General features: G+C 72.3%; 23 protein-coding genes. 16 read left to right on the forward strand and 7 right to left on the reverse strand.

Going from position 1 to position 26,371, the window contains the following annotated elements:
* The first annotated feature begins 41 nt into the window (after window positions 1–41).
* Window positions 42–1,010, forward strand: coding sequence for a mitochondrial fission ELM1 family protein (locus EIM48_RS02955; protein ID WP_125111041.1), 969 nt, complete (start codon window positions 42–44; stop codon window positions 1,008–1,010).
* Here EIM48_RS02955 and glnE read toward each other — a convergent pair.
* From glnE to groES, 5 genes are all read right to left on the reverse strand, one after another.
* Entirely contained in the window at window positions 1,007–3,844 is a 2,838-nt protein-coding gene (gene glnE / locus EIM48_RS02960; RefSeq protein ID WP_125111042.1) for a bifunctional [glutamate--ammonia ligase]-adenylyl-L-tyrosine phosphorylase/[glutamate--ammonia-ligase] adenylyltransferase, read from the reverse strand. The two genes, EIM48_RS02955 and glnE, sit on opposite strands and share 4 nt — an antisense overlap.
* Before the next feature lie 381 nt (window positions 3,845–4,225).
* Window positions 4,226–5,302: a 3-deoxy-7-phosphoheptulonate synthase gene (locus EIM48_RS02965; RefSeq protein ID WP_019399948.1), complete on the reverse strand. Its 1,077-nt coding sequence runs from the start codon at window positions 5,300–5,302 to the stop codon at window positions 4,226–4,228.
* A 353-nt stretch (window positions 5,303–5,655) separates the two neighbouring features.
* Window positions 5,656–6,324, reverse strand: a complete 669-nt coding sequence (locus EIM48_RS02970; protein WP_019399949.1) for a hypothetical protein — start codon at window positions 6,322–6,324, stop codon at window positions 5,656–5,658.
* 197 nt (window positions 6,325–6,521) lie between these two features.
* Window positions 6,522–8,156: a chaperonin GroEL gene (groL, locus tag EIM48_RS02975; RefSeq protein ID WP_019399950.1), complete on the reverse strand. Its 1,635-nt coding sequence runs from the start codon at window positions 8,154–8,156 to the stop codon at window positions 6,522–6,524.
* 63 nt (window positions 8,157–8,219) lie between these two features.
* Window positions 8,220–8,510, reverse strand: a complete 291-nt coding sequence (gene groES / locus EIM48_RS02980) for a co-chaperone GroES (RefSeq protein WP_019399951.1) — start codon at window positions 8,508–8,510, stop codon at window positions 8,220–8,222.
* Between the two features lie 224 nt (window positions 8,511–8,734).
* Between groES and cutA the strand changes: the two genes are divergently transcribed.
* From cutA to EIM48_RS03050, 14 genes are all read left to right on the forward strand, one after another.
* Window positions 8,735–9,052 (forward strand): divalent-cation tolerance protein CutA, encoded by a 318-nt coding sequence (gene cutA, locus EIM48_RS02985; protein ID WP_028914545.1) that lies wholly within the window; start codon window positions 8,735–8,737, stop codon window positions 9,050–9,052.
* A 22-nt stretch (window positions 9,053–9,074) separates the two neighbouring features.
* A complete protein-coding gene (locus EIM48_RS02990; protein WP_255416916.1) occupies window positions 9,075–11,363 on the forward strand; it encodes a protein-disulfide reductase DsbD in 2,289 nt (762 codons plus the stop codon).
* A complete protein-coding gene (locus tag EIM48_RS02995; protein WP_019398821.1) occupies window positions 11,360–11,929 on the forward strand; it encodes a TlpA disulfide reductase family protein in 570 nt (189 codons plus the stop codon). The genes EIM48_RS02990 and EIM48_RS02995 overlap by 4 nt, the downstream gene beginning before the upstream one ends.
* A 104-nt stretch (window positions 11,930–12,033) precedes the next feature.
* Window positions 12,034–12,474: a type II 3-dehydroquinate dehydratase gene (gene aroQ, locus EIM48_RS03000; RefSeq protein WP_019398820.1), complete on the forward strand. Its 441-nt coding sequence runs from the start codon at window positions 12,034–12,036 to the stop codon at window positions 12,472–12,474.
* A gap of 54 nt (window positions 12,475–12,528) precedes the next feature.
* A complete protein-coding gene (accB, locus tag EIM48_RS03005; protein WP_019398819.1) occupies window positions 12,529–13,014 on the forward strand; it encodes an acetyl-CoA carboxylase biotin carboxyl carrier protein in 486 nt (161 codons plus the stop codon).
* A 27-nt stretch (window positions 13,015–13,041) separates the two neighbouring features.
* Window positions 13,042–13,488 (forward strand): four helix bundle protein, encoded by a 447-nt coding sequence (locus EIM48_RS03010; protein ID WP_026010559.1) that lies wholly within the window; start codon window positions 13,042–13,044, stop codon window positions 13,486–13,488.
* Entirely contained in the window at window positions 13,478–14,845 is a 1,368-nt protein-coding gene (gene accC / locus EIM48_RS03015) for an acetyl-CoA carboxylase biotin carboxylase subunit (RefSeq protein ID WP_019398817.1), read from the forward strand. Before EIM48_RS03010 ends, accC begins: the two co-directional genes overlap by 11 nt.
* Window positions 14,846–15,001: 156 nt before the next feature.
* Window positions 15,002–15,919: a 50S ribosomal protein L11 methyltransferase gene (gene prmA, locus EIM48_RS03020; RefSeq protein WP_019398816.1), complete on the forward strand. Its 918-nt coding sequence runs from the start codon at window positions 15,002–15,004 to the stop codon at window positions 15,917–15,919.
* Between the two features lie 41 nt (window positions 15,920–15,960).
* Window positions 15,961–16,812, forward strand: a complete 852-nt coding sequence (locus tag EIM48_RS03025) for a DUF3426 domain-containing protein (protein ID WP_084220782.1) — start codon at window positions 15,961–15,963, stop codon at window positions 16,810–16,812.
* A gap of 50 nt (window positions 16,813–16,862) precedes the next feature.
* Window positions 16,863–17,168, forward strand: a complete 306-nt coding sequence (gene fis, locus EIM48_RS03030) for a DNA-binding transcriptional regulator Fis (protein WP_051403619.1) — start codon at window positions 16,863–16,865, stop codon at window positions 17,166–17,168.
* Between the two features lie 67 nt (window positions 17,169–17,235).
* Window positions 17,236–18,822 (forward strand): bifunctional phosphoribosylaminoimidazolecarboxamide formyltransferase/IMP cyclohydrolase, encoded by a 1,587-nt coding sequence (gene purH, locus EIM48_RS03035; RefSeq protein WP_125111043.1) that lies wholly within the window; start codon window positions 17,236–17,238, stop codon window positions 18,820–18,822.
* A 172-nt stretch (window positions 18,823–18,994) separates the two neighbouring features.
* Window positions 18,995–19,501, forward strand: a complete 507-nt coding sequence (locus tag EIM48_RS03040) for an N-acetyltransferase (protein WP_125111044.1) — start codon at window positions 18,995–18,997, stop codon at window positions 19,499–19,501.
* Window positions 19,502–19,600: 99 nt separating this feature from the next.
* On the forward strand, window positions 19,601–20,893 hold the full coding sequence (purD, locus tag EIM48_RS03045; protein ID WP_125111045.1) for a phosphoribosylamine--glycine ligase: 1,293 nt from the start codon (window positions 19,601–19,603) through the stop codon (window positions 20,891–20,893).
* A 3-nt stretch (window positions 20,894–20,896) separates the two neighbouring features.
* Complete coding sequence (locus EIM48_RS03050; protein ID WP_125075845.1) at window positions 20,897–22,036, forward strand: aminotransferase class I/II-fold pyridoxal phosphate-dependent enzyme; 1,140 nt, start codon at window positions 20,897–20,899, stop codon at window positions 22,034–22,036.
* 4 nt (window positions 22,037–22,040) lie between these two features.
* On the opposite strand, the gene EIM48_RS03055 is transcribed toward EIM48_RS03050, so the two are convergent.
* Together EIM48_RS03055 and ygiD are read right to left on the reverse strand one after the other, a co-directional pair.
* Complete coding sequence (locus EIM48_RS03055) at window positions 22,041–23,354, reverse strand: M20 family metallopeptidase (protein WP_125111046.1); 1,314 nt, start codon at window positions 23,352–23,354, stop codon at window positions 22,041–22,043.
* 46 nt (window positions 23,355–23,400) lie between these two features.
* A complete protein-coding gene (ygiD, locus tag EIM48_RS03060; protein WP_125111047.1) occupies window positions 23,401–24,261 on the reverse strand; it encodes a 4,5-DOPA dioxygenase extradiol in 861 nt (286 codons plus the stop codon).
* Between the two features lie 153 nt (window positions 24,262–24,414).
* Here ygiD and EIM48_RS03065 point away from each other — a divergent pair, with 153 nt between their 5' ends.
* Complete coding sequence (locus tag EIM48_RS03065; RefSeq protein WP_125111048.1) at window positions 24,415–26,322, forward strand: MFS transporter; 1,908 nt, start codon at window positions 24,415–24,417, stop codon at window positions 26,320–26,322.
* Window positions 26,323–26,371: the final 49 nt, after the last annotated feature.

The raw sequence follows: 26,371 nt of genomic DNA on the forward strand, positions 1-26,371 counted from the left end.
GCGGTTTACCAAATCCGGCCCGGAACGAATTGATGTCGCGCATGGAACGGAACGCGTCCACCACGGCCTGGCTGCTGACCGATGGCAACGCCGGCAACGTGCGCCAGGCCGAGGCCCTGGCCGGCGCCCTCGGCCTGGACTCGCCGCGCCTGCCGGAACTGGCGCCGCGCGCGCCCTGGCGCTGGCTGGCGCCGCGGCGCTTGCCCGGGGCGCGGCACGCGTTTGGTCCCGGGCTGGCGGTGGCCCTGGCGGGTCCGGCCCCGGCGCTGGCGATCGGCTGCGGCCGCCAGGGTGCGCTGGCCGGGCGCCTGGCGCGCGAGCGCGGCGCGCGTGCGGTGCAGATCCTCGATCCGCGCATCGACAGCCGCCACTGGGACCTGGTGGTGGTGCCGGAGCATGACCGCCTGCGCGGCACCAACGTCATCACCCTGCTGGGCAGCCTCAACCCGGTCGACGACGCCTGGCTGGAACGGGCGCGGCAGCAGTTCCGCGCGCTGTGCGCGCTGCCGCGTCCGCGCACCGCGCTGCTGCTGGGCGGCCCGACCCGGCATGCGCCTTGGTCGCTGGATTCGCTGGCGCAGGCGCTGGCGGCGCTGCGCGCGCAGGTGCGTGCGGAGGGTGGCAGCCTGCTGGCCACGGTCTCGCGGCGCACCCCGGCGGCCGCCTCCGCGCCGCTGCACGCGGCGATGCAGGGCGTGCCGGGCATGGCCTGGGACGGCGGCGGCGCCAACCCCTATCCGGGCCTGCTGGCCTGCGCCGACCGCATCGTCTGCACCCCGGACTCGGTGAACATGCTCTCCGAGGCCTGTGCCACCGACGCGCCGGTGTACGTGCTCGAACCGCAGCTGGCACGCGGGCGCCTGGCGGCCTTCCTGCGCGCACTGCAGGATCTGGGCCGGGTGCGCGCGCTTGCCGGCGGGCTGGAACCGTTCCCGGTGCAGCCGCTGCGCGAGACCGCGCGGGTCGCCGCCGAGGTGCGCCGGCGGCTGGGACTGGAGGACGCGCCCTAGGAGGCGTCCGGCGCCGGGTCGAACACCAGTCCGTGCGCGGCGATCGCAGCGGCCACCTGCGCCCGCTGCGGATCCAGCGCGCCGTCGTCGGGAACCAGCCGCGGGCGCCGGTCCAGGGTGCAGCCCAGGCCCGCCTCCACCAGCGCCGCATGCGCCGCCAGCAGCGCCTGCACGGTGGCCTCCGCCAGCCGGCCGGCCGCGCCCAGCGCGGCCAGCAGCCGCGGCGTGTCGCGCGGCTCCAGCAGCGGCGGGCAGGTCGCGGCCTCGCGCAGCACCAGGTACTGCACCAGGAACTCCAGGTCGACCAGGCCGCCGGCGCCCTGCTTGAGGTCGAAGCGCGCCGCGTCGCTGCGGTCCAGCTCGGCGCGCATGCGCCGGCGCATGCCGGCCACGTCGGCGGCCAGCGCCGCCGGATCGCGCGGCCGCGCCAGGGTCTGGCGGCGGATGCGCTCGAAGTCCGCCCCCATCGAGGCATCGCCGGCGACCATGCGCGCGCGCACCAGGGCCTGGTGCTCCCAGGTCCAGGCGCGGTGCAGCTGGTATTCCGAATAGCTGGACAGCGAGGACACCAGCAGGCTCTTGCCGCCGTCCGGGCGCAGGCGCATGTCGGTCTCGTACAGGCGCCCGGCGCTGGTGACCGCGCCCAGCAGGCCCACCACCTTCTGCGCCAGGCGCGCGTACCAGCGCCCGGCCTCCAGCGGCCGCGCGCCGTCGGACAGGGCCTCCGGGTCGGCGTCGTAGAGGAACACCAGGTCCAGGTCCGAACCGAAGCCAAGCTCGCAGCCACCGAGGCTGCCGTAACCGACCACGGCGAAGCGCCCGCCGGGAATGCGGCCGTGCGCAGCGACCACCTCGCCCTCGGCCATGGCCAGCACCTGGGCCACCACCGCGTCGGCCAGCCAGGCCAGCTCGCGCACGCTGTCCGTGGCCGGCTGGCGCCGGTCCAGCGCGGCCAGGGCGATGCGGAAGCTCAGCGCCAGGCGCACCTCGTTGAGCGCGCGCAACGCCGCCTCCGGGTCGCCGTCGCCGCTGGCCACCGCCGCGGCGCAGGCGCGGTGCATTTCCGCCGCGTCCGGGATCGGCCCGGCCACGCGGATGTCCAGCAGCTCGTCCAGCAGCAGCGGATAGGCGGCGATGCGGTCGGCCAGCAGCGCGCTGCGCGCCAGCACGTCGACCAGCCGCGCCAGCGCGCTGGGCTGCTCGTCCAGCAGGGCCAGGTAGCTGGCGCGGCGCAGGATCGACTGCAGCAGGCCCAGCAGGCGCTTGAGCGCCGCATCCGGCTGCGCCGAGCGCGCGGCCGCACCCAGCAGCGCCGGCACCACCCGGTCCAGGCGCGCGCGCGCCGCGTCCGACAGCGCGCGCACGCCGTTGCCGCGGGCGAAGTCACGCAGTGCCGCGTCGGCGCCGGCGGGATCGCCAAAACCGGCATCGGCCAGCACTCCGGCCTCGCCGGCCTGCGGCAGCGCGCGCCAGTAATCCTGCAGTGCGTCCGGCGCGGATTCGCGCCGGCGCGGCACCAGCAGCGCGTCGAACTCGGCCGACACCCGGGCGCGGCAGGCGGCCAGTTCCGCCGCCAGCGCCTCCCAGCCTGCGTGGCCCAGGGCCAGGGCGATGCGCTCGCGCGTTTCCGGATCCTCCGGCACCGAGTGGACCTGGGCATCGCCCAGCATCTGCACCCGGTTCTCCAGCCGGCGCAGGAAGCGGTAGGCAGCGGCCAGCGCGGCGCCGTCCTGCGCGGCGATCTGCCCGCCCTCCACCAGCGCCTGCAGCGCCGGCAGCAGGCAGCGGCCGCGCAGCGCCGGTTCGCGCCCGCCGCGGATCAGCTGCAGCGACTGCACCAGGAACTCGATCTCGCGGATGCCACCGCGCCCGCGCTTGAGGTCGTCGGCCATGTCGCGGCGCTGCATTTCGGCCACGATCGCGGCCTTCATCGCGCGCAGGCCGTCCAGCGCGGTGAAATCGAGGTAGCGGCGGTAGACGAACGGGCGCAGGGTCTCCAGCCAGGCCTCGCCGGCGGCGATGTCGCCGGCCACGGTGCGCGCCTTGAGCCAGGCATAGCGCTCCCAGTCGCGGCCCTCGCGCTGGAAGTACTGGTCCATCGCCGCGAACGACCACGCCACCCGGCCGGCATTGCCGAACGGACGCAGGCGCAGGTCGACGCGGTGGCAGAAGCCGTCGGCGGTGACCTCGTCCAGCAGCTTGGCCAGGCGCTGGCCCAGGCGCGCGAAGTATTCCTCGGCTTCCAGCGCGCGGCGGCCGTCGGATTCGCCCTCGTGGGCGTAGGCGTAGACCAGGTCGATGTCGGAGGAGAAGTTCAGCTCGCCGCCGCCGAGCTTGCCCAGGCCGAACACCACCAGCCGCTGCGGCCGCCCGGCCGGATCGCGGACCACGCCATGGCGCTGTGCGAACTCCTGCTCCAGCGCCTCCAGGGCCAGCGCCAGGCATTGCTCGGCCAGCCGCGTGCTGCCAGCCAGGGTGGCGTCGACGTCGTCCAGGCCCAGCACGTCGCGCCATACCAGGCGGGTGGAGGCGGCGGCGCGGAAGCGGCGCAGCTGGCCGGGCCAGTCGTGCGGCTGCAGCGGGTCCAGCACCGGCGGCGGCAGCGGCGCCGGATCGTCCGCGGCCAGGTGCGCCAGCAGCGCCGGCTGCCGGCGCAGGGTCTCGATCGCGAAGTCGCTGCCCAGGGCCACCCGCGCGACGCGGTCGCACAGCCCGGGGTCCTGCAGCAGCGCGGCATGCTCGGCCGAGGCGGCACGCAGGGTGGAAAGGGCGCGTTCGGCGTGGAGCCTGCGGAGTTCATCCGCGGCGGGGACGGGAGGCGTGGGCGTGCTCATCGCCCGGATTGTGGCATGCGCCCGGCGCGCGCCCGGGCCGGGCAGGCATAAAAAAAGCCCGCTTGCAGCGTACTGCCAGCGGGCCTGCTCCCTCCCCCACGTCGGGATGCGGGGCCATCGTGAAGAGCGCCCGAAGGCTTTGCACGCTGCACTGCAAAACAGCGCCCGCCGGTTCATCAACGTGGATTTCCGGGCATTTTTGCTGAATACGGATATTCCCCGAAGTGATACCGGTATCACATGAACCGACATGGATCCCGGGCAGGACCCGCGGGCACCTTTCCGGTGCCGCCGCGGGCACCTGCGGGGGCCATCAGCCTGAACGGACTGCGCAAAAACGCCCCGGGCGCGGTGCGCGGCCGGGGCGTCCGGGGGGCGGATTCAGGCGGCCTGGTGCGCGGCCGGCAGCGCGCGGCGTCGGCGCACGGCCTGCGCCAGCCGCTCCAGCACCGCGGCCGAGGCCTCCCAGTCAAGGCAGCCGTCGGTGATGCTCTGCCCGTAGGCCAGGGCACGCCCGGCCACCGGGTCCTGGCGCCCGCCGACCAGGTGGCTTTCCACCATCACCCCGATGATCCGGCGCTCGCCGCCCTCCAGCTGCGCGGCGATGTCCTCCACCACCGCGGGCTGGCGCTCCGGGTTCTTGCCGGAGTTGGCGTGGCTGGCATCGATCATGATCCGCGGCGCCAGGCCCGAGCGTTCCAGCACCTCGCTGGCGGCCTGCACGCTGGCGGCGTCGTAGTTGGGCGCCTTGCCGCCGCGCAGGATCACGTGGCAGTCCGGATTGCCGGCGGTGGCGGCGATGGCCGAGCGCCCGTCCTTGGTCACGGCCAGGAAATGGTGCGGATGCGCCGCCGCCATCACCGCGTCGGCGGCGATGCGCACGTTGCCGTCGGTGCCGTTCTTGAAGCCCACCGGGCAGGACAGGCCAGAGGCCATCTCGCGGTGGATCTGGCTCTCGGTGGTGCGCGCGCCGATCGCGCCCCAGGCCACCAGGTCGGCGATGTACTGCGGCGAGATCGTGTCCAGGTACTCGCAACCGGCCGGCAGGCCCAGGTGGTTGATGTCGCGCAGCAGGCCGCGGGCGATGCGCAGGCCCTTGTTGATGCGGAAGCTGCCGTCCAGGTCCGGGTCGTTGATCAGGCCCTTCCAGCCGACGGTGGTGCGCGGTTTCTCGAAGTACACGCGCATCACGATCTCCAGCGCGTCGCCGAGGCTGTCGCGCAGCGGGCGCAGGCGCCGGGCATATTCCATCGCCGCGTGCGGGTCGTGGATCGAGCACGGGCCGATCACCACCGCCAGGCGGTCGTCGCGGCCGTGCAGGATCGCCGACAGCGCGCGGCGCGCATCGGCCACCGTCTGCGAGGCCTGCTCGTCGCAGGGAATCTGGGCCAGCAGCTCGGCCGGGGGAGTCAGCGGTTCGAGGCTGCGGATGCGGAGGTCGTCGGTATGCGGGGCCATGGCGTTTCCATCTCTTGGTGGGGGGCCTGCCCAGCGTGGCGGCATGAAAAAAGCCGCCAGGTTCGCTGGCGGCTTTCGGGAATGCGTCTGAAGCTTTCTTCAGGGTGAGCGCAATCCTTCCTCCGCCAGCGGCTTCGGAAAGTAGTACCAAAAGTAAAAGCTGGCACGGGTTGCGGTCATGGGCCGTATTGATAGCACGCGGTCTTGTGCGCTGCCACAGTTTCATCCGCAACCCGCGCGTCCGCGGCGTGGATGCGGTCACGGAACGCAAAAAAAGAAGGCCGCCGCGAAGAGCGGCGGCCTTGCCAGGCCCGCGCAACGGCGCGGGACGGCGGATCAGGGAATCCGCAGGATCAGGAGCGGTACACCAGGCCGGCGCCCAGCACCGGGTACAGGCTCAGGTCGACGCTGTCCTCCAGGTCGCGGCGCTCGGCTTCCAGGTCGGCGGCGAACTGGGAGTCGCCGGCCAGGCCGGTGGCGACCAGCTCGACCGAGGTCTTGGCCGCGACCACGCCCAGCTCGGAGTAGAAGCCCAGCCCCGAGCCGCCGCGCGAGCGGTAGCCGATGCCGGCGTACGGGGCGACCTTGTCCTTCAGCTCGACGCGGCCCTGCAGGCTGCCCACGTCCTCGGCCGAGTACTCGGTGCCGTTGAACTCGTAGACGCCGCCGGCGCGCGGAGTGCCGGTCACCGCGGCCTTGATGTCGCCGACCACGGCGCCGACCGAAAGCTGCAGGCCACCGGCGAACGGATGCCAGTTCAGCAGCACGCGGGCGTTGTCGGACTTCAGCTCGCCGTCGTAGCGCACCTCGTCGGTGGTCTCGTCGCCGTCGAACTGGAAGGTGCTGTAGCCGACGGTGGCGGAGAAGCGCTTGCTGAGGCTGGCGTTGACGTCCACGCCGTAGCCGAGGGTGGACACGCCGGCGCCGACGCTGACGTCCTCGAACGGGGCGGCGATGGCGGCGGGCGCGAGCAGCGCGGCCGGCAGGGCGAGGGCCAGGGCGGCGAGTTTGTTCTTGGTCATGGGGGATTCCGTTGGGTGGGTTGGGACGCGGGGTCCTGGGTGGATAGCGACCGCCACCGCGCGCGCATTAATCCCGCCTTGGTCGCGGCGTGCCCGCGGCGCGCACCCGGTCACGGAATCCGCCATGCGCGCAAAGGAAAGGCCCCGCCTTGCGGCGGGGCCTTCCGGTACTGCGTGGACCGGCCTTGGGGCCTGGATCAGAAGTCCATGCCGCCCATGCCGCCCATGCCGCCCGCGGCCGCCGGCTCTTCCTTCTTCGGCAGCTCGGCCACCATGGCCTCGGTGGTGATCATCAGGCCGGCGATCGACGCCGCGTTCTGCAGCGCGGTGCGGGTGACCTTGGTCGGGTCCAGGATGCCGAACTCGAACATGTCGCCGAACTGGCCGGTGGCGGCGTTGTAGCCGAAGTTGCCATCGCCGTCCTTGACCTTGTTGACGATGACCGACGGCTCCTCGCCGGCGTTGGTCACGATCTCGCGCAGCGGGGCCTCCATCGCGCGCAGGGCGATCTGGATGCCGTGGTTCTGGTCCTCGTTGGCGCCCTTCAGGGCCTCGACCGCCTTCTTGGCGCGGATCAGGGCGACGCCGCCGCCCGGCACCACGCCTTCCTCGACGGCCGCACGGGTGGCGTGCAGGGCGTCTTCGACGCGGGCCTTCTTCTCCTTCATCTCGACCTCGGTGGCGGCACCGACCTTGATCACGGCCACGCCGCCGGCGAGCTTGGCCACGCGCTCCTGCAGCTTCTCGCGGTCGTAGTCCGAGGAGGTCTCCTCGATCTGGGCCTTGATCTGCTTGATGCGGGCCTCGATGGCGGAGGTGTCGCCGGCGCCGTCGATGATGGTGGTGTTCTCCTTGGAGACCTGCACCTTCTTGGCGCGGCCCAGGTCCTTGATGGTGGCCTTCTCCAGCTGCAGGCCGACTTCCTCGGAGATCACGGTGCCGCCGGTCAGGACGGCCATGTCCTCCAGCATCGCCTTGCGGCGGTCGCCGAAGCCCGGGGCCTTGACGGCGACGACCTTGACGATGCCGCGGATGGTGTTGACCACCAGGGTCGCCAGGGCTTCGCCCTCGACTTCCTCGGCCACGATCAGCAGCGGCTTGCCGGCCTTGGCCACGCCCTCGAGGATCGGCAGCAGGTCGCGCACCGACGAGATCTTCTTGTCGTGCAGCAGGATGAACGGATCATCCAGGTCGGCGGTCTGCGACTGCTGGTTGTTGATGAAGTACGGCGACAGGTAGCCGCGGTCGAACTGCATGCCCTCGACCACGTCCAGCTCGTTCTCCAGGCCCGAGCCTTCCTCGACGGTGATCACGCCTTCCTTGCCGACCTTCTTCATCGCCTCGGCGATGATGTTGCCGATCGACTCGTCGCTGTTGGCCGAAATGGTGCCGACCTGGGCAATGGCCTTGTCGTCGGCGGTCGGCTTGGACAGCTTCTTCAGCTCCTCGACGGCGGCCTTGACGGCCTGGTCGATGCCGCGCTTGAGGTCCATCGGGTTCATGCCGGCGGCCACGGCCTTGGAGCCCTCGCGGATGAAGGCCTGGGCCAGCACGGTGGCGGTGGTGGTGCCGTCACCGGCGTTGTCCGAGGTCTTGGAAGCGACTTCCTTGACCATCTGCGCGCCCATGTTCTCGAACTTGTCGGCCAGCTCGATCTCCTTGGCGACGGACACGCCGTCCTTGGTGATCGTCGGGGCGCCGAAGCTCTTCTCGAGCACGACGTTGCGGCCCTTCGGGCCCAGGGTCGCCTTGACGGCGTTGGCGAGGATGTTCACGCCGCGCACCATGCGCGAGCGGGCGTCTTCACCGAAACGGATTTCCTTCGCAGCCATTTTGAAAAACTCCGTGATTCTTTAAGCGTTGAGTGGATCGAAGCGCAGGAACCGCGGCGGGACTCAGCCCAGCACCGCGAAGATGTCGTCTTCCTTCACCACCAGGTACTCGGTGCCGTCCAGCTTGACCTCGGTGCCGGCGTACTTGCCGAACAGCACCTGGTCGCCGACCTTGACCTTGGGGGCGCGCACGCTGCCGTTGTCGAGCACCTTGCCCTCGCCCACGGCGATGACCGTGCCCTTGATCGGCTTCTCGGCAGCCGAATCCGGGATCACGATGCCACCGGCGGAGACCTTCTCCTCCTCGGTGCGCTTGATCACGACGCGGTCGTACAGCGGCTTGATGTTGCTCATTTCAATCCCTCACAAGTGATTGACTGGGTTGGAAAAAGGGCGGCGAGTCTAGCACTCGCCCCTGGCGAGTGCCAGCGCCCGCGACGGCAGGAAAAACCCCCGACGGGCCGAGGGCATGGGCCCCATGTGGGGCGCCGGCGGAGGCCTTTCAAGGGGCCGGCCGGGTTTTTCTTCCGGGCCCCGGGTCCGGGCCCCGGGGCCGCGGCCGGCTACACTCTGCGCCCATGGACGTGCACCTGGTGTTTTGCAGCTGCCCCGACCCGGACACCGCCTCCACCCTGGCCAGGACCCTGGTGGAGGAGCGGCTGGCCGCGTGCGCCAGCGTGCTGCCGGGGATGCACTCGGTATACCGCTGGCAGGGCGCGGTGGAGTTGGCCGACGAGGTGCTGCTGCTGGCCAAGGCCCCGGCCGACCGCCTGCCGGACCTGATCGGGCGGCTGCAGGCGCTGCATCCCTATGAACTCCCCGAGGTGCTCGCGGTCCAGGCCACGGCCGGGCTGCCCGCCTACCTCGGATGGGTGGTCGAGGCCACCCGCGACTGACGAACGGAAGACGAAGACACGCATGACCCCGCACCGCCCCCTGCCGGCCCGGCACCTGCCCGGCCTGCTCCTGATGCTGCTGGCCTGGCTGGCGGTCCTCGCCCCCGTCCAGGCCGCGGTCGACGCCAAGGACCTGCTGCCGGTGGACGAGGCCTTCGTCCTGACCGCGACCGCGCCCGAACCGGGGCGGATCGAGATCCACTGGAAGATCGCCGAGGGCTACTACCTCTACCGCCACCGCACCGCGGTCAGCGCCAGCGGCGACTTCGTCGGCGGCAACCTGCGGCTGCCGGCCGGCGAGCGCCACGTCGACGAGTTCTTCGGTCCGGTGGAAACCTACCGCGGCGCGCTGGTGGCGATCCTCGACGGCCAGCCCACCGGCGCCGGCGCCAGCGCCGAGCTGCAGATCCGCTACCAGGGCTGCGCCGACATCGGCATCTGCTATCCGCCGCAGACCCGCCGGGTGCAGGTGCGCCTGCCCGGCACCAGCACCGCCGCCAGCCGCCTGGCGGCGCTGCAGTCGGCCAACGCCGGGCGCGACCGCCTCGCGACGGCGCTGGGCGGCGTCCGCCCGGCCCTGCCGGAGGCGCAGGCCTTCGCGGTGGACGCCATCGCCGACGGCGGCAACCGCATCCGCGTGCGCCTGCAGCCGGTGGCCGGCTACTACATCTACCGCGACACCACCCGGTTCGTGCTGGAGGACGCGCCGGGCCTGTCCGCCGGCCGCCCGCAGTGGTCGCCGGGAACCGCGCACCGCGACGAGCACTTCGGCGAGGTGACGGTGTACTTCGAACCGGCGGAGGTCGTGCTGCCGGTGGTCCGCACCCGGCCGCACCCGGCGCGCGCCACCCTGGTGGTGACCTTCCAGGGCTGCCAGGAAGGCGGCATCTGCTACCCGCCGATGACCCGGCGCGTGGCCGTGGACCTGCCCACCGGAGAGGTGACGACGGCGGCGGCGGTGGGCGCCGCGCCGCTGCCCCCGGCCCCGGCCGCAGACGCCGGCGAGGTGGCGCCTGCGGAGCTGCCGGCCCCGCCGGAAGCGGCACCGGATGCCTCGGCCGGCAACGCCGCGCGCACCGCGGCGCCGCCAGCGGCCGCGGGCAACGGCAAGCGCGGCCTGGTCGGCGCCCTGCTGCTGGCCCTGCTAGGCGGCCTGGTGCTGAACCTGATGCCATGCGTGCTCCCGGTGCTCTCGCTCAAGGCCCTGGGCCTGGCCCAGAGCGGGGAGAGCCGCGAGCGCGCCCGCGCCCACGCGCTGTGGTACACGGCGGGCGTGCTGGTGGCGTTCGCCGCCGTCGGCGCCCTGGTGGTGGGCCTGCGCGCCGCCGGCCAGGCCGCCGGTTGGGGCTTCCAGCTGCAGCAGCCATGGTTCGTGGCCGCGCTGGCCTACCTGATGTTCGCGGTCGGCCTGAGCCTGTCGGGCGTGTACACCCTGGGCACCGGGGTCGGCGGCGGCCTGGCCGCCGCGCGCAACGGACCGGCCGGCGACTTCCTCACCGGGGTGCTGGCCTGCGTGGTCGCCAGCCCCTGCATTGCCCCGTTCATGGGCCCCGCCCTGGCCTACGCCTTCGCCGCGCCGGCCGCGGCCGGGATGCTGGTGTTCCTGGTACTGGGCCTGGGCCTGGCGCTGCCGTTCCTGCTGGTCGGCTTCGTGCCGGCACTGGCACGGCGGCTGCCGCAACCGGGGCCGTGGATGGAGACGGTCAAGCAGCTGCTGGCCTATCCGATGTACCTGACCGCGGTGTGGCTGCTGTGGATCCTCGGCCGCCAGCGCGGGGTGGACGCGGTGGCGATGGTGCTGGCCGGCGCCGCGGTGCTGGCGCTGGCGCTGTGGTGGTTCGAGCGCAGCCGCTGGTGGGGCCGCCGTGGCGCCACCCTGGCCGCCCTGGTCCTGGTCGCGGTGGCGCTGGCGCCGGTGTGGGGCGTGACCCGCCTGCCGCCGGCCAGCGTGCGCGCCGCCGACAGCGACGCGGTGCCCTACTCGGCCGCCGAGCTGGACCGGTTGCGCGGCGAGAACCGGGTGGTATTCGTCAACATGACCGCCGACTGGTGCGTGACCTGCAAGGCCAACGAGCGCAACGTGCTGGCCCGCGACGGCTTCCGCGAACTGCTGGGCCGCACCGGGGCGGTCTACATGCGCGGCGACTGGACCAATACCGATCCGGCCATCAGCGCGTTCCTCGAGGCGCACAACGCGGTGGGCGTGCCGCTGTACGTGGTCTACGGACCCGGCGCACCGCCGGCGGTGCTGCCGCCGGTGCTGACCCCGGCGATCGTCGAGGACGCCCTGCTCAGGGCGGCGGCGCGGTGAGGCCCGGCCTGCGCCTGGTCCTGGCGGCAGCCTGCGCCGCCGCGCTGGGCCTGGGCGCGCGCGCCTGGTACGAGCAGCGCCGCCCGGACCTGCCGGCGCCGCTGCCGGTGCCCGAAGGGGTGCGCGCGGCCATGCCGGGGCAGCACCCCGACCCGATCCGCCTGCCCGACCTGGACGGCAACCTCGTCGAACTGGCCGCGATCGCGCCCGGCCGCCCGCTGCTGGTCAACGTCTGGGCCAGCTGGTGCGGGCCTTGCGTGGAGGAGATGCCGGAGCTGCAGCGCTTCGCTGCCGCCCAGGGCGCGGACGGTGTCCAGGTCGTGGGCCTGGCCCTGGACGAGGCGGAGGCGGTGCGCGCCTTCCTGCGCCAGGTCCCGGTGGACTACCCGATCCTGCTGGACCGCCCCGGTCCGGCCGACGCCAGCGTGCGGCTGGGCAATACCCGCGGCCTGCTGCCCTACACGGTGCTGCTGGATCGGCAGCGCCGGGTGCTGCGGCAGAAGCTGGGACCGTTCCAGCCCGGCGAGATCGCCGACTGGGCCGCGGCCGGCACCGGGCCGGACTGAGGCCGGCCTTCAAACGGTTGCTTGAAACGCTTTCATCTTCGCCGAACTGGACAGTAAAGGCGCCTTCCTCCAGACTGCCGCCCTTTCCGGTTCCGCCCGCAACCATGGCAAAGCTGCTGGTCCTGCACGGCCCCAACCTCAACCTGCTCGGCACCCGCGAGCCGGAGGTCTACGGCCACGCAACCCTGGCCGACATCGACGCCGACCTGGCCCGCCGCGCCGCGGCCGCCGGGCACCAGCTCGAGTCGTTCCAGTCCAACGCCGAGCATGCGCTGGTGGACCGGGTCCAGGCCGCCCGCCAGGACGGCACGGCCTTCATCCTGATCAACCCCGCCGCCTTCACCCATACCTCCGTCGCCCTGCGCGACGCCCTGGCGGCGGTGGCGATCCCATTCATCGAGATCCACCTGTCCAACCCGCACGCCCGCGAACCGTTCCGCCAGCACAGCTACTTCAGCGACAAGGCGGTCGGCGTGGTGTGCGGGTTCGGCGCCGACAGCTACCGCTACGCCCTGGATGCGGCGCTGGCGCGGCTGCCGGCCTGAGCCCCATCCCGTTGCAACGCGTCCGCGCCGCGGACGCCCCACACAGAGGCCACCATGGACCTGCGCAAGATCAAGAAACTCATCGACCTGCTGGAAGAATCCAACCTCGCCGAAATCGAGATCAAGGAAGGCGAGGAAAGCGTGCGCCTGTCGCGCATCCCGCAGGGCGTGGCGGTGGCCGCCCCGGCCGCCTCGCTGGAAGTGCGCTCGCCCGCCGCGGCCCCGGCCGCCGCGCCGATGCCGATGAGCTCCCCGGTCGAGGCCGCCACCGGCGGCACCCCCAAGCCGGGCAGCGACCTGCCGCCGGGCCAGGTCGTGCGCGCGCCGATGGTCGGCACCTTCTACGCCGCCCCGGCCCCGGACAAGCCGGCCTTCGTCACCGTCGGCCAGCAGGTCAAGGCCGGCGACACCCTCGGCATCATCGAGGCGATGAAGATGTTCAACCCGATCGAGGCCGACGTCTCCGGCACCGTGGTCGCCATCCTGTGCGAGAGCGGGCAGCCGGTGGAGTTCGACCAGCCGCTGTTCGTGATCGGCTGACGCCGATCACGACGGGATTGGTGATTCGTGATTGGTGATTCGAAGGAGCGGCCGCACCAGCGCCTGGATGCATGGCGCGATGCGATGGAACTTGCCGCCCTGGTGTACGCGTACTCGGCCGGCTTTCCCGCGGAGGATCGGTACGGCCTGACGGCGCAGATGCGCCGGGCCGCCGTGAGCGTGCCATCGAACATCGCCGAAGGCGCCGCCCGTCGCTATGCCCCTGAACTCGTACGTTTCCTGCTGATTGCGCGCGGCTCGCTGTCCGAACTGGATACGCAGCTGGCGCTGGCTCCGCGGCTCGGCCTCGCCGCCCCGGACCAGGACCTCCTGCAGCTGCTCGATCGCACCTTCGCGCGCCTCAACGCGCTGATCAGGTCGATCGACGACACCGCAGCCGCGCGCGACGAGCCGGCCTACTACGAATTACCAATGACGAATCACGAATCACGGGCCCAATCCCATGCTCGATAAAGTCGTAATCGCCAACCGCGGCGAAATCGCGTTGCGGATCCTGCGCGCCTGCCATGCGCTGGGCATCCGCACCGTCGCCGTGCACTCCACCGTGGACCGCAACCTCAAGCACGTGGCCATGGCCGACGAGTCGGTCTGCATCGGGCCGGCGCCGTCCACCGACAGCTACCTCAACATGGCCTCGATCATCGCCGCCGCCGAGGTGACCGATGCCCAGGCCATCCACCCCGGCTACGGCTTCCTGTCCGAGAACGCGGACTTCGCCGAGCGGGTGGAGCAGTCCGGCTTCATCTTCATCGGCCCCAAGCCCGACACCATCCGCCTGATGGGCGACAAGGTCGAGGCGATCCGGGCGATGAAGGCCGCCGGCGTGCCCTGCGTGCCCGGCTCCGGCGGCCCGCTGGGCGACGACATCGCCGCCAACGCCAGGATCGCCCGCGAGATCGGCTACCCGGTGATCATCAAGGCCGCCGGCGGCGGCGGCGGCCGCGGCATGCGCGTGGTCCACTCCGAGGCCGCGCTCAGGGCCGCGATCGAGACCACCAAGAGCGAAGCCAAGGCCGCCTTCGGCAATGGCGAGGTGTACATGGAGAAGTACCTGGAGAATCCGCGCCACGTGGAGATCCAGGTGCTGGCCGACGGCCAGGGCAACGCCATCCACCTCGGCGAGCGCGACTGCTCGATGCAGCGCCGCCACCAGAAGGTGGTCGAGGAGGCGCCGGCGCCGGGCATCACCGCCGAGCAGCGCGCGGAGATCGGCAAGGTCTGCGTCGAGGCATGCATCCGCATCGGCTACCGCGGCGCCGGCACGTTCGAGTTCCTGTACGAGAACGGCCGCTTCTACTTCATCGAGATGAACACCCGCATCCAGGTCGAACACCCGGTCACCGAGATGGTCACCGGCATCGACCTGGTGGCCGAGCAGCTGCGCATCGCCGCCGGCCACAAGCTGCGCATCCGCCAGGAGGACGTGGTGCTCAACGGCCACGCCATCGAGTGCCGCATCAACGCCGAGGACCCGGAGACCTTCTTCCCCAGCCCCGGCCTGATCCAGCACTTCCACGCCCCGGGCGGCCCGGGCGTGCGCGTGGACACCCACATCTACGAGGGCTACCGCGTGCCGCCGAACTACGACTCGATGATCGGCAAGCTGATCGTGCACGGTCCGGACCGCGAGACCGCGATCTGCCGCATGCGCGTGGCCCTGAGCGAGATGGTGGTCGACGGCATCAAGACCAACATCCCGCTGCAGCAGCGGATCATGCGCGACAAGGGCTTCCAGGCCGGCGGCCAGAACATCCACTACCTGGAGAAGCGCCTGGCCGAGCGCAAGAACCAGTCGATCGCACTGGGGTGAGGACAACCCGCCTGCGCGGCGCCGCCTCGGGAACGCCCCGGCGCGCCGCGCCGGGCAGGTGGCACCTGGGGCCGGCCATGCCGGCCCTTTCCCTTTGCGGCCAGCGCAGGCCCCGCGTGAGACAATCGCGCCCCCACACCGCAACCGCCCACGCCCATGCCCTACCTTGAACTTAGCCTGCGCAGCACCGAGGCCGAGCAGCCGCGCTACGAGCGCGCGCTGGAGGACGTGGGCGCGCTGTCGGTGACCCTGCTGGACGCCGACGCCGACACTCCCAACGAGCGCGCCATCCTCGAACCCGGCGTGGGCGAGACCCCGGTGTGGAAGTCGCTGGTGCTGAGCGCGCTGTTCGACGCCGACGTCGACGCGCTGGCCCTGCTGGCCGCGCTGGAGGCGTTCGACCCGTCGCTGGACTGGAGCAGCGCCTCGTTCCGCAAGGTCGAGGACCAGGACTGGGAGCGGGTCTGGCTCGACCAGTTCCAGCCGATGCGCTTCGGCGCGCGCACCTGGATCGTGCCGTGGAACCACGAACTGCCGGCCGAGGCCACCGCGGCCGATGCCGCGGTGGTGCGCCTGGACCCGGGCCTGGCGTTCGGCTCGGGTACCCATCCGACCACCGCGCTGTGCCTGCGCTGGCTGGACCAGCTGGCCGGCGAAGGCCTGCTGCAGGACGCGCGCGTGCTCGACTTCGGCTGCGGCTCCGGGATCCTCGCCCTGGCCGCGCTGAAGCTCGGCGCCGCGCAGGCGGTGGGCGTGGACAACGACCCGCAGGCGCTGCAGGCCTCGCTCGACAACGCGCTGCGCAACGAGGTCGAAGGCCAGCTGGCGGTGTACCTGCCGCAGGACGAACCGGAAGCGACCTATCCGGTGGTGGTGGCCAACATCCTCGCCTCGGCGCTGGATGCGCTGGCCAACACCCTGGCCGCGCGCGTGGCCCCGGGCGGGCGCATCGCCCTGTCCGGCATCCTGGAGGGCCAGGAAGGCGAACTGCTGCAGCGCTACGCGGCCTGGTTCGACGAGCTGCAGGCCAGCGTCGACGGCGATTGGGTGCGGATCGACGGCGTGCGCCGCTAAGGCGCCTGCGCCGGCCGCGGGCGCATGGTTGAATAGCGGGCATGTTCACCGCCTGCCCGCACTGCGATTTCCTGGTCACCCACCTGTCGGGCCAGCCGCGGCCCGAGGCCTGCCCGCGCTGCGGCAAGCCGCTGGCGGCCGATCCCGGCGCATCGGCCGCCAGCGGTCCGGCCGTGGCAGGCGCGGCTGCACCGCCGGCGCTGGCCACCCTGCTGGATGACGAACCGACGCCGCCAGCGGCTATCGCGCCGGAAGCGGCATCCGCCGCAGCAGACCCTGCGCCCGGACCGGAGCCCATCCCGCAACCGCAGCCCGAGCCGCGGTCCACGCCGCAGCCGCCACCGGCCATCGCCGCGGATGCACCGTCCGTCGTCGCCCTGCATGCCACGCCGGCGCAGGCGTCCGCCGCACCACGCACCAACGCGGCGCGCCCGCGGCGCGCGCGCTGGCAGTGGCCGCTGGTGGTGCTGCTGGCCCTGCTGCTCGGCCTGCAGGTGCTGCTGGCCGACCGCGCGCGGCTGGCGGCCGATCCGCAATGGCGCCCGTTGCTGCTGCAGGCCTGCGGCGTGCTGCGCTGCAGCCTGCCGGACTGGCGCGAGCCGGGCGCATTCACCATGGTCGAGCGCAGCGTGCGCCCGGGCCAGGCGCCGGGCACCCTGCGCGTGGACGCCACCTTCCGCAACGATGCGCGCTGGGCCCAGCCCTGGCCGCTGCTGCAGCTGTCGCTGGCCGATGCCGACGGCCGCACCACCGGCAGCGGCGTGTTCGCGCCGGAGCAATACCTGGGCGAGGCGCCGGAAGGATTGCTCGCACCCGGGCAGAGCGCGCAGGTCACCTTCGTGGTGCAGGAGCCGGCGCCGGGCACGGTGGCGTTCTCCTTCAGGTTCCACTGATGGCCAATGGCAGCGGCCGGGCGGCCGCGCTAGACTCCCCAACCCGCTCGATGCACGCGCATCATCCAACGGAATCCCACGTGCAGCAGAACGCCCCTTCCCGCGCCGACGCCGGCCGCAGCGCCCCCCGCCCGCCCCTGCGCGAGCACGTGGCGCAGTCGGTGCGCCGCTACCTGCGCGACCTGGACGGGGTGGAAGCCAACGACGTCTACGAGATCGTCCTGCGCGAGATGGAGATCCCGCTGTTCGTCGAGGTGCTGAACCACTGCGACGGCAACCAGAGCCGCGCCGCGGCGCTGCTGGGGATCCACCGCGCCACCCTGCGCAAGAAGCTGAAGGACTACGGGCTGGTCTGAGCCCGCGGGCGGCCCCGGGGGCGGCGGCTATAATTCCGCCTCTTTCCCCGCACCCTGCTGCCCACCCATGACCGCCGATTTCCTGCCCGTGCGCCGGGCACTGCTGTCCGTTTCCGACAAGACCGGCCTGATCGACCTGGCCCGCGCCCTGGCCGCGCGTGGCGTCGAGCTGCTGTCCACCGGCGGCACCGCCCGCGCCATCCGCGAGGCCGGCCTGCCGGTCAGGGACGTGTCCGAGGTCACCGGCTTCCCGGAAATGATGGACGGCCGGGTCAAGACCCTGCACCCGGTGGTCCACGGCGGCCTGCTCGGCCGCGCGGGCCTGGATGATGCGGTGATGGCCGAGCACGGCATCGCCCCGATCGACCTGCTGGTGCTGAACCTGTATCCGTTCGAGCAGGTCACCGCCCGCGCCGACTGCACCCTGGCCGAGGCGGTGGAGAACATCGACATCGGCGGCCCGGCGATGCTGCGCAGCGCGGCCAAGAACTTCGCCCGGGTCGCGGTGGCCACCTCGCCGGAGCAGTACGCCGGCCTGCTGGCCGAGCTGGAGGCCAACGACGGCAAGCTCTCGGCCGCCACCCGCTTCGCCCTGTCGGTGGCCGCGTTCAACCGCGTGGCCCAGTACGACGCTGCGATCAGCAACTACCTGTCGGCCGTGACCGACGCCAGCGCCGAAGTGCCGGTGCGCGCGGCCTTCTCCGCCCAGGCCAACGGCAGCTTCGTCAAGGTCATGGACCTGCGCTACGGCGAGAACCCGCACCAGCAGGCCGCGTTCTACCGCGACCTGCACCCGGCGCCCGGCTCGCTGGCCACCTTCACCCAGCTGCAGGGCAAGGAGCTGAGCTACAACAACATCGCCGACAGCGACGCGGCCTGGGAATGCGTGCGCCAGTTCGACGCCCCGGCCTGCGTGATCGTCAAGCACGCCAACCCCTGCGGCGTGGCCGTGGCGGCCAACGTCGGCGAGGCCTACGAGCTGGCCTACGCCACCGACCCGACCAGCGCCTTCGGCGGCATCCTCGCCTTCAACCGCCCGCTGGACGCGGCCACGGCCAAGACCATCCTCGACCGCCAGTTCGTCGAGGTGCTGCTGGCGCCGGAGTACGACGCCGGCGCGCTGGAATACGCCACGAAGAAGGCCAACGTGCGCGTGCTGCGGATCCCGATGGCGCCGCCGTCGCCGGGCTTCATCGACCTCAAGCGCGTTGGCTCGGGCCTGCTGATGCAGACCGCCGACGACCGCGTGGTCACCCGCGACGAGCTGAAGGTGGTGACGAAGCTGGCGCCGACGGATGCCCAGTTCGCCGACCTGCTGTTCGCGTGGAAGGTGGCCAAGTTCGTCAAGTCCAACGCCATCGTCTACGCGAAGGACAGCCGCACCGTGGGCGTGGGCGCCGGGCAGATGAGCCGCGTGTACTCGGCGCGCATCGCCGGCATCAAGGCCGCCGACGCCGGGCTGGTGGTCGAGGGTTCGGTGATGGCCTCCGACGCGTTCTTCCCGTTCCGCGACGGCATCGACGCGGCGGCCGAGGCCGGCATCAAGGCGGTGATCCAGCCCGGCGGCTCGATGCGCGACGCCGAGGTGATCGCCGCGGCCGACGAGCACGGCATCGCCATGGTGTTCACCGGCGTGCGCCACTTCCGCCACTGATCGCCCCGCGCGACCCGGCTGGCTGGTAGCGGACGGCCGCGCCCTTCCAGGCGCGGCCGTTTCCGTTCGTGGCACGGCCGGCATCACCCGGCATTCGCCGCCGCGCCCGTAGGGTGGCCCCCGACAGCCGCCCCGCAGCGCGGGCCGACCACACGCAAAGGAGAACGCGCCAATGTGGATCCGCGAGGAAGGCCCCGAGGACATCGACGCCATCTGTACCGTGCTGCGCAAGGCGTTCGCCAAGTATCCCGGCGAGGGGAAGCTCGAGACCCGGATCGTCGACACCCTGCGCGCGGACAACGCCCTGGCGATGTCACTGGTCGCCGATATCGACGGCCGCGTCGCCGGGCACATCGCGTTCTCGCCGGCACGGCCCTCGCGCGATGGCGACGGCTGGTACGTGCTCGGTCCGCTGGCGGTGGATCCGGCCGACCAGGGCCACGGCGTCGGCGCCGCCCTGGTGCGCGCCGGCCTGGCCGAACTGCAGGCACGCGAGGCCAACGGCTGCGTGGTGCTGGGCGACCCGGCCTACTACGGCCGCTTCGGCTTCGTCGCCGATCCGCTGCTGACCCTGCCCGGGGCGCCGCAGGGCGCGTTCCAGGCCCTGCGTTTCACCGATGCCGCTTCGGCCGGCGAGGTGGTGTTGCATCCGGCCTTCGGCCACCACGAGAAGCCCTGAGCCAGTCGCGGTGGTTGCCGGCGAAAGCGCCGCGCGCGGAAGGCCGGACCCGGCAGGCAGGCTAGAATCGCGTTCCCTTTCCCGCGAATCCCTTCCCACATGAGCAAGGTCCTGGTCATCGGTTCGGGCGGGCGCGAGCATGCGCTGGCCTGGAAGCTCGCGCAGTCGCCGCGCGTCAGCGAAGTGATCGTCGCCCCCGGCAATGCCGGCACCGCCGCCGAGGCCAAGTGCCGCAACGCCGCGGTCAAGGTCACCGACCTCGAGGGGCTGCTGCAGCTTGCGCGCGACGAAGGCGTGGCGGTGACCGTGGTCGGACCCGAGGTGCCGCTGGTGGCCGGCGTGGTCGACCGCTTCCGCGAAGCCGGGCTGCGCATCTTCGGCCCCACCTCCGCGGCCGCGCAGCTGGAAGGCAGCAAGGCCTTCGCCAAGGATTTCCTCGCCCGCCACGGCATCCCCACCGCGTTCTACGCGGTGCACACCCAGGTCGAGGCCGCCCTCGCGTACATCCGCCAGAAGGGTGCGCCGATCGTGGTCAAGGCCGACGGCCTGGCCGCCGGCAAGGGCGTGATCGTCGCCATGACCCTGGAGGAGGCCGAGGCCGCGGTGCGCGACATGCTTTCCGGCAATGCCTTCGGCGATGCCGGCGCACGCGTGGTGATCGAGGAATTCCTCGAGGGCGAGGAAGCCAGCTTCATCTCGATGGTCGATGGCCGCACCGCCCTGCCGATGGCCACCTCGCAGGACCACAAGCGCGTGGGCGATGGCGATACCGGCCCCAACACCGGCGGCATGGGCGCGTACTCGCCGGCGCCGGTGGTCACCCCCGACGTGCACGCGCGGATCATGCGCGAGGTGGTGGAACCGACCGTGGCCGGCATGGCCGCCGACGGCATCCCGTTCACCGGCTTCCTCTACGCCGGGCTGATGATCGATGCCTCCGGCGCGCCGAAGGTGATCGAGTTCAACGTGCGCTTCGGCGATCCGGAGACCCAGCCGGTGATGCTGCGCCTGCAGTCGGACCTGCTGGACCTGGTCGAGGCCGCGCTGGACGGCCGCCTGCACGAGGTCCAGGCACAGTGGGATCCGCGCCCTTCGCTGGGCGTGGTGATGGCCGCGCGCCCGTACCCGGAATCGCCGGTGACCGGCGACCCCATCCACGGCCTGGACGCGGTCCCGGCCGACGTGAAGGTGTTCCATGCCGGCACCGCACTGGATGCCGACGGCAAGGTCGTCAGCGCCGGCGGCCGCGTGCTGTGCGTGACCGCGCTGGGCGACAGCGTGGCCGACGCCCAGCGCCGCGCCTATACGGGGGTGGACGCGATCCGCTGGGAACACGCCTTCTGCCGCCGCGACATCGGCTGGCGCGCGATCGCCCGCGAGCAGGGCAACTGAGCCATGGCCGGCCGGGTCGAGCCGTTCCGCGCGATCGCCATCAGCCAGCTGGCGCGTGCGCTGGAGGCCCAGGGCCGCTCCGTGGTGCACATGGAGTTCGGCCAGCCTTCCACGCCGGCGCCGGCCGCGGCACTGGCGGCGGTGCGCGAGGGGCTCGACCGCGATCCGCCCGGCTACTGGGAGAGCGTGCCGCTGCGGGCGCGCATCGCCCGCCACTACCGCGACGCCTACGGCGTGGAGGTGGATCCGGCGCAGGTCGTCCTCACCTGCGGCGCATCGCCGGCGCTGCTGCTGGCGATGCTGTCCCGCTTCGAGGCCGGCGACCGCATCGCCTTCGCCCGCCCCGGCTACATCGCCTACCGCAACACCGCCATCGCCGCGCGCCTGCAGCCGGTGGAGATCGGCTGCGGACCGGAAAGCCGCTACCAGCTCACCGCGGCGGCGATCGCCGCGCTGGATCCTGCACCGGCCGGCGTCATCCTCGCCAGTCCGGCCAATCCCACCGGCACCATCATCGAACCCGGCGAGCTGCGCGCCATCGCGGACGTGTGCCGGCAGCGCGGCATCGTCCTGCTGTCGGACGAGATCTACCACGGCCTGCACTACACGCAGCCGGCGCACTCGATCCTGCAATACGCGCCGGACGCGATGGTGGTGAACAGCTATTCGAAGTACTACTCGATGGTGGACTGGCGCCTGGGCTGGCTGCTGGTGCCGCCGTCGCACGTGGACACCGCGCGTGCCTATGCCGGCAACCTGTTCCTGACCCCGCCCTCGCCCAGCCAGCAGGCCGCGCTGGTGGCGATGGACTGCACGGAGGAGCTGGAAGGCCATCGCGCCACCTACGCGCGCAACCGCCAGCTGCTGCTGGAGGCGCTGCCCGACCTGGGCCTGGAGCGCATCGCCCCGCCCGACGGCGCGTTCTACATCTGGGCCGACGTGGCCCACCTGGCCGACGACAGCCTTGGCCTGTGCCGGCGCATCCTCGAGGACACCGGCGTGGCCCTGGCCCCCGGCGTGGACTTCGACCCCGTCGATGGCCACCGCTTCATCCGCTTCAGCTTCGCCCCGGCCACGGTGCACGTGGAGGAGGCGCTGCGACGGCTGCGGCCGTGGTTCGCGGCGCAGCCGCGCATCCGCTGAGGGCTCAGCCGGGCGCGCCGCCCAGGTAGTCCAGCACCACCTGCAGCATCGCCTTCGCGCCATGCTCCAGCGCCGCCTCGTCCGGCGCGTAGTGCGGCGAGTGGTTGATCGGCGCCTGCGCCGGATCCTGTCCGGCCGGCGTGGTGCCGACCAGGAAGAACGCGCCCGGCACCTCGTTGGCGAACTGCGAGAAGTCCTCGGCGATGGTCTGCAGCGGCATTTCCACCACGTTCTCCGCGCCGGCGGCGGCCTGCAGCGAGGCCAGCACGCGTCGCGCCAGCTGCGGTTCGTTGATCGTGGCCGGCGCGGTGTTCACCACCTCCAGCCTCGCGGTGGCGCCGGCGGCGTGCGCGTAGTCGCTGGCGATGCGTTCGAAGCGCGCGATCACGTCCTCGCGCACGGCCGGGTCGAAGGTGCGCAAGGTACCGACCAGCTTCGCCTCGTCCGGGATGATGTTGAAGCGCACGCCGGCGTTGAACTGGCCCGCGGTCAGCACCACCGGCGTGCTGGCGATGTTCACCTGGCGCGCGATCATGCTCTGGGTGCCCAGCAGGATCTGCGCAGCCACCGTGATCGGATCGACGCCATCCCACGGCCGCGAACCATGGGTCTGGCGGCCACGCACCGTCAGGGCCCACTCGTCGGCGCTGGCCAGCAACGGCCCGCTGCGGAAGCCGACCTGGCCCACCTGCAGCGCGGACCACACGTGCAGGCCGAACACCGCCTCCGGGCGGAAGTCCTTCCACACGCCCTCGTCCAGCATCAACCGCGCGCCGAATGGCGCACCCGGTTCGTCGGGACCTTCCTCCGAAGGTTGGAACACGAACATCACCTCGCCGGCCAGTTCCTGCCGGCGTTCGGCCAGCGCGCGGGCCACGCCCAGCAGGATCGCCACGTGCAGATCGTGGCCGCAGGCGTGCATCACGCCCACCGGCTGGCCGCGATAGGTCGAGCGCACGGTGGAGGCGAACGGCAGGCCGGTGGCCTCCTCCACGGGGAGCGCGTCCATGTCCGCGCGCAGGGCGATGCCCGGGCCGGGTTTGCCGCCGCGCAGGACCGCGGCCACGCCGGTGCGGGCGATGCCGGTGCGCGGCTCCAGCCCCAGCGCGCTCAGTTCGCCGGCGATGGCGGCAGCGGTGCGGGCCTCGTGTCCGCCCAGCTCCGGATGGCGGTGGAAATCGCGCCGCCACTCCACCATCGCCGGGTACTGCGCCCTGGCCGCAGCGATGGCGCTGGTGGTGGCGGATTCGGCGGCGGACGCGGGCAGGGCCATGCCCAGCAGCGCGGCCAGCAGGCCTGGCAGGATCGACGGCTTCATCGCTCGGCTCCGGCGCGGGGATGGCCGATGGTAGCCGGCTGCCGCACTAGACGTTGGCCTGCTCCGCCGGCAGCGAGGTCTCGATCGGGGCGGCGCCCGGGCCAGCGCCGGCGGCCGCGCCATGGCTGTCCACGCCGTACGATGTCATCGACAGCGAGCCGTAGGCGTAGCCCTCCACCAGCGGCCGCGCCGGATGCCCGGAAGCGGCGGCCAGGCCAGCGATGTACAGCAGCGGCAGGAAATGGTCCGGGGTGGGCACGGCCAGGCGGTAGTCGGGGTGGGATACCAGCGAGGGCGCGTCGTGCGGCCGTTCCAGCATCAGTTCGCGCGCGGCCTCCTCGAAGCGGCGGGTCCAGTCGAAGGCACCGTCGGGCCGGTGCCAGTCGATCGCGCGCAGGTTGTGCACCACGTTGCCGCTGCCGATCACCATCACCCCGCGCGAACGCAGCGCGGCCAGCTTGGCGCCAAGGGCCGGGTGCCATTCCGGCGGCCTGCGCGCGTCGATCGACAGCTGCACCACCGGCACGTCGGCCTGCGGGAACGCATGCACCAGCACCGACCAGGTGCCGTGGTCCAGGCCCCAGCCGTCCAGGTCGGCGCCGAGCTGGTCCGGCGCCACCGCGTCGGCCACCTCCTCCACCAGCTCCGGCAGGCCCGGCGCCGGGTACTGCACGTCGAACAACGCCTGCGGGAAGCCGTAGAAGTCGTGGATGGTGCGCGGCCTGGGCATGGCGGTTACCGCAGTGAAGTTGCCGTACCAGTGCGCCGACACCGCCAGGATCGCGCGCGGCCGCGGCGCGGCGGCGCCGAAGGCGCGCCAGGCCTCGGTGTAGCGGTTGCGCTCCAGCGCGTTCATCGGGCTGCCGTGGCCAAGGAAGGCGGCCGGCATCAGGGCATGGGCGTCCACGCAGGACTCCGGAAACGGGGGTACCGCGCCCACTGTAAGCCGGCGCGGCCGACGCGGCACGCAAGGCAACGGTCGGGTGCGCCGTCCACGCCGCGCATGTCCACCGCGACCCGGCGCTCTGCTAGGCTCCGCGCCAGTCCCGCGGAGAGCCGCATGGCCGCCCACAGCCAGTTCGCGCTGCTGACCCAGCGCCGCTTCCTGCCCTACTTCATCGTGCAGGCGCTCGGCGCCTTCAACGACAACGTCTACCGCCAGGCCATCATCGGCCTGCTGTTCTTCCTCGGGGTCAGCGCCGAGGAGCGCTCGACCTACGCGGTCATCGCCCCGGCGATCTTCATCGCGCCCTACTTCCTGTTCTCGGCGATCGCCGGGCAGGTGGCGGAGAAGCTGGAGAAGCAGCGCCTGATCGTGGTCACCACCAGCATGGAGATCGCGATCATGTCGCTGGCGGCGGTGGGCTTCCTGCTGCAGTCCATGCCGCTGCTGCTGGTGGCGCTGTTCTGCACCGGCCTGCAGTCGACCCTGTTCGGCCCGGTGAAGTACTCGGTGCTGCCGGCCATCCTCAAGCCCGAGGAACTGACCGGCGGCAACGGCCTGGTCGAGATGGGCACTTCGATCTCGATCCTCGGCGGCATGATCACCGGCGGCCTGATCTTCCAGCTCGCCGGCGCGCACGGCCCGGAGGCAGCGGCCGCGGCGATCGTGGCGCTGGCCATCGCCGGCAACCTGGTGGCGCGCATGATCCCGCGGGTGGACGCCGGCGCGCCGGACCTGAAGATCGGCTGGAACCCGCTGCCTGAGTCGCTGGCGGTGCTGCGCATGGCGCGCGCCCAGCCGGCGGTGCGCAACGCCATCCTCGGCGTGTCCTGGTTCTGGTTCTTCGGCACCATCGTCACCTCGCAGCTGCCGGCCTACGCCGAACTCAACCTCGGCGGCGCCTCCGGCTCGGCCACGCTGTACATCTTCGTGCTGGCGCTGTTCTCGGTCGGCACCGGCACCGGCTCGCTGCTTTGCGAGAAGCTGTCGGCGCGCACCGTGGAGATCGGCCTGGTGCCGCTGGGCGCGGCCGGCATGAGCACGTTCCTGCTGGACCTCTACTTCGCCCGCCCCGGCGCGCCGCCGGCCACCGGGCTGGACGTGGCCGGCTTCCTGGCCCAGCCCGGCAGCCTGCGCATCGTCGTCGACCTGCTGGGCATCGGCGTGTTCACCGGCTTCTTCGTGGTGCCGCTGTTCGCCCTGATCCAGAGCCGCACGCCGTCCTCGCGCATGTCGCGGGTGTTTGCCGCGCTGAACATCCAGAACTCCGGCTTCATCGTGCTGGCGGCGGTGGTCGGACTGGGCGCGGGCATGCTGGGCTGGAGCAGCCCGCAGCTGTTCCTGGCCCTGGCGATCGCCAACGTGCTGGTGGCGGCGTGGATCTTCGCCCTGGTGCCCGAGTTCCTGATGCGCTTCCTCAGCTGGGTGCTGGTGCGGGCGCTGTACCGGCTGCGCGTGCGCGGCGTGGAGGAGCACGTGCCCGACGAGGGCGCGGCGGTGCTGGTGTGCAACCACGTCAGCTACATGGACGCGCTGATCCTGGCGGCGAGCATCCCGCGCCCGGTGCGCTTCGTCATGTACTACCGGATCTTCGACATCCCGGTGATGAGCTGGATCTTCCGCACCGCCCGCGCCATCCCCATCGCCGGCGCGCGCGAGGACCCGGAGCGCATGCAGCGCGCGTTCGACGCGATCGACGCCGCGCTGGCCGAGGGCGAGCTGGTGTGCATCTTCCCCGAGGGCGCGCTGACCAAGGACGGCGGGATCGCGCCGTTCAGGTCCGGGGTGGAGCGGATCCTGGAACGCGCCGCCGCGGCCGGGCGCCCGGTGCCGGTGGTGCCGATGGCGCTGCGCGGCATGTGGGCCAGCATGTGGAGCCGGCGCGATTCGCGCCTGGGCCGCATGCGCGTGCCGCGCCGGCTGCGCGCGCGGGTAGAGGTGATCGCCGCCGCGCCGCTGCCCGGCCCGGTGTCGGCGCAGGCGCTGGAGGCACGCGTGCGCGAACTGCGCGGCGACGATGCATGAGCCACGCGCCACGGCGCGGCTTTTGCCGCCAGTGGCCGGTCGGTTAGGC

Source organism: Pseudoxanthomonas sp. SGNA-20 (assembly GCF_003931635.1).
In the GTDB taxonomy this organism is placed as follows: domain Bacteria; phylum Pseudomonadota; class Gammaproteobacteria; order Xanthomonadales; family Xanthomonadaceae; genus Pseudoxanthomonas.

What these genes read in the sequence shown, in the direction of transcription:
- accB (WP_019398819.1), top strand. Translation starts at nt 12,529, where the DNA reads ATGGACCTGCGCAAGATCAAGAAACTCATCGACCTGCTGGAAGAATCC.
- EIM48_RS03050 (WP_125075845.1), top strand. Translation starts at nt 20,897, where the DNA reads ATGGCCGGCCGGGTCGAGCCGTTCCGCGCGATCGCCATCAGCCAGCTG.
- purD (WP_125111045.1), top strand. Translation starts at nt 19,601, where the DNA reads ATGAGCAAGGTCCTGGTCATCGGTTCGGGCGGGCGCGAGCATGCGCTG.
- fis (WP_051403619.1), top strand. Translation starts at nt 16,863, where the DNA reads ATGCACGCGCATCATCCAACGGAATCCCACGTGCAGCAGAACGCCCCT.
- EIM48_RS02970 (WP_019399949.1), bottom strand. Translation starts at nt 6,324, where the DNA reads ATGACCAAGAACAAACTCGCCGCCCTGGCCCTCGCCCTGCCGGCCGCG.
- EIM48_RS03040 (WP_125111044.1), top strand. Translation starts at nt 18,995, where the DNA reads ATGTGGATCCGCGAGGAAGGCCCCGAGGACATCGACGCCATCTGTACC.
- prmA (WP_019398816.1), top strand. Translation starts at nt 15,002, where the DNA reads ATGCCCTACCTTGAACTTAGCCTGCGCAGCACCGAGGCCGAGCAGCCG.
- glnE (WP_125111042.1), bottom strand. Translation starts at nt 3,844, where the DNA reads ATGAGCACGCCCACGCCTCCCGTCCCCGCCGCGGATGAACTCCGCAGG.
- groES (WP_019399951.1), bottom strand. Translation starts at nt 8,510, where the DNA reads ATGAGCAACATCAAGCCGCTGTACGACCGCGTCGTGATCAAGCGCACC.
- EIM48_RS03055 (WP_125111046.1), bottom strand. Translation starts at nt 23,354, where the DNA reads ATGAAGCCGTCGATCCTGCCAGGCCTGCTGGCCGCGCTGCTGGGCATG.
- accC (WP_019398817.1), top strand. Translation starts at nt 13,478, where the DNA reads ATGCTCGATAAAGTCGTAATCGCCAACCGCGGCGAAATCGCGTTGCGG.
- EIM48_RS02965 (WP_019399948.1), bottom strand. Translation starts at nt 5,302, where the DNA reads ATGGCCCCGCATACCGACGACCTCCGCATCCGCAGCCTCGAACCGCTG.
- EIM48_RS03065 (WP_125111048.1), top strand. Translation starts at nt 24,415, where the DNA reads ATGGCCGCCCACAGCCAGTTCGCGCTGCTGACCCAGCGCCGCTTCCTG.
- EIM48_RS03025 (WP_084220782.1), top strand. Translation starts at nt 15,961, where the DNA reads ATGTTCACCGCCTGCCCGCACTGCGATTTCCTGGTCACCCACCTGTCG.
- cutA (WP_028914545.1), top strand. Translation starts at nt 8,735, where the DNA reads ATGGACGTGCACCTGGTGTTTTGCAGCTGCCCCGACCCGGACACCGCC.
- purH (WP_125111043.1), top strand. Translation starts at nt 17,236, where the DNA reads ATGACCGCCGATTTCCTGCCCGTGCGCCGGGCACTGCTGTCCGTTTCC.
- EIM48_RS02955 (WP_125111041.1), top strand. Translation starts at nt 42, where the DNA reads ATGGAACGGAACGCGTCCACCACGGCCTGGCTGCTGACCGATGGCAAC.
- EIM48_RS02990 (WP_255416916.1), top strand. Translation starts at nt 9,075, where the DNA reads ATGACCCCGCACCGCCCCCTGCCGGCCCGGCACCTGCCCGGCCTGCTC.
- aroQ (WP_019398820.1), top strand. Translation starts at nt 12,034, where the DNA reads ATGGCAAAGCTGCTGGTCCTGCACGGCCCCAACCTCAACCTGCTCGGC.
- groL (WP_019399950.1), bottom strand. Translation starts at nt 8,156, where the DNA reads ATGGCTGCGAAGGAAATCCGTTTCGGTGAAGACGCCCGCTCGCGCATG.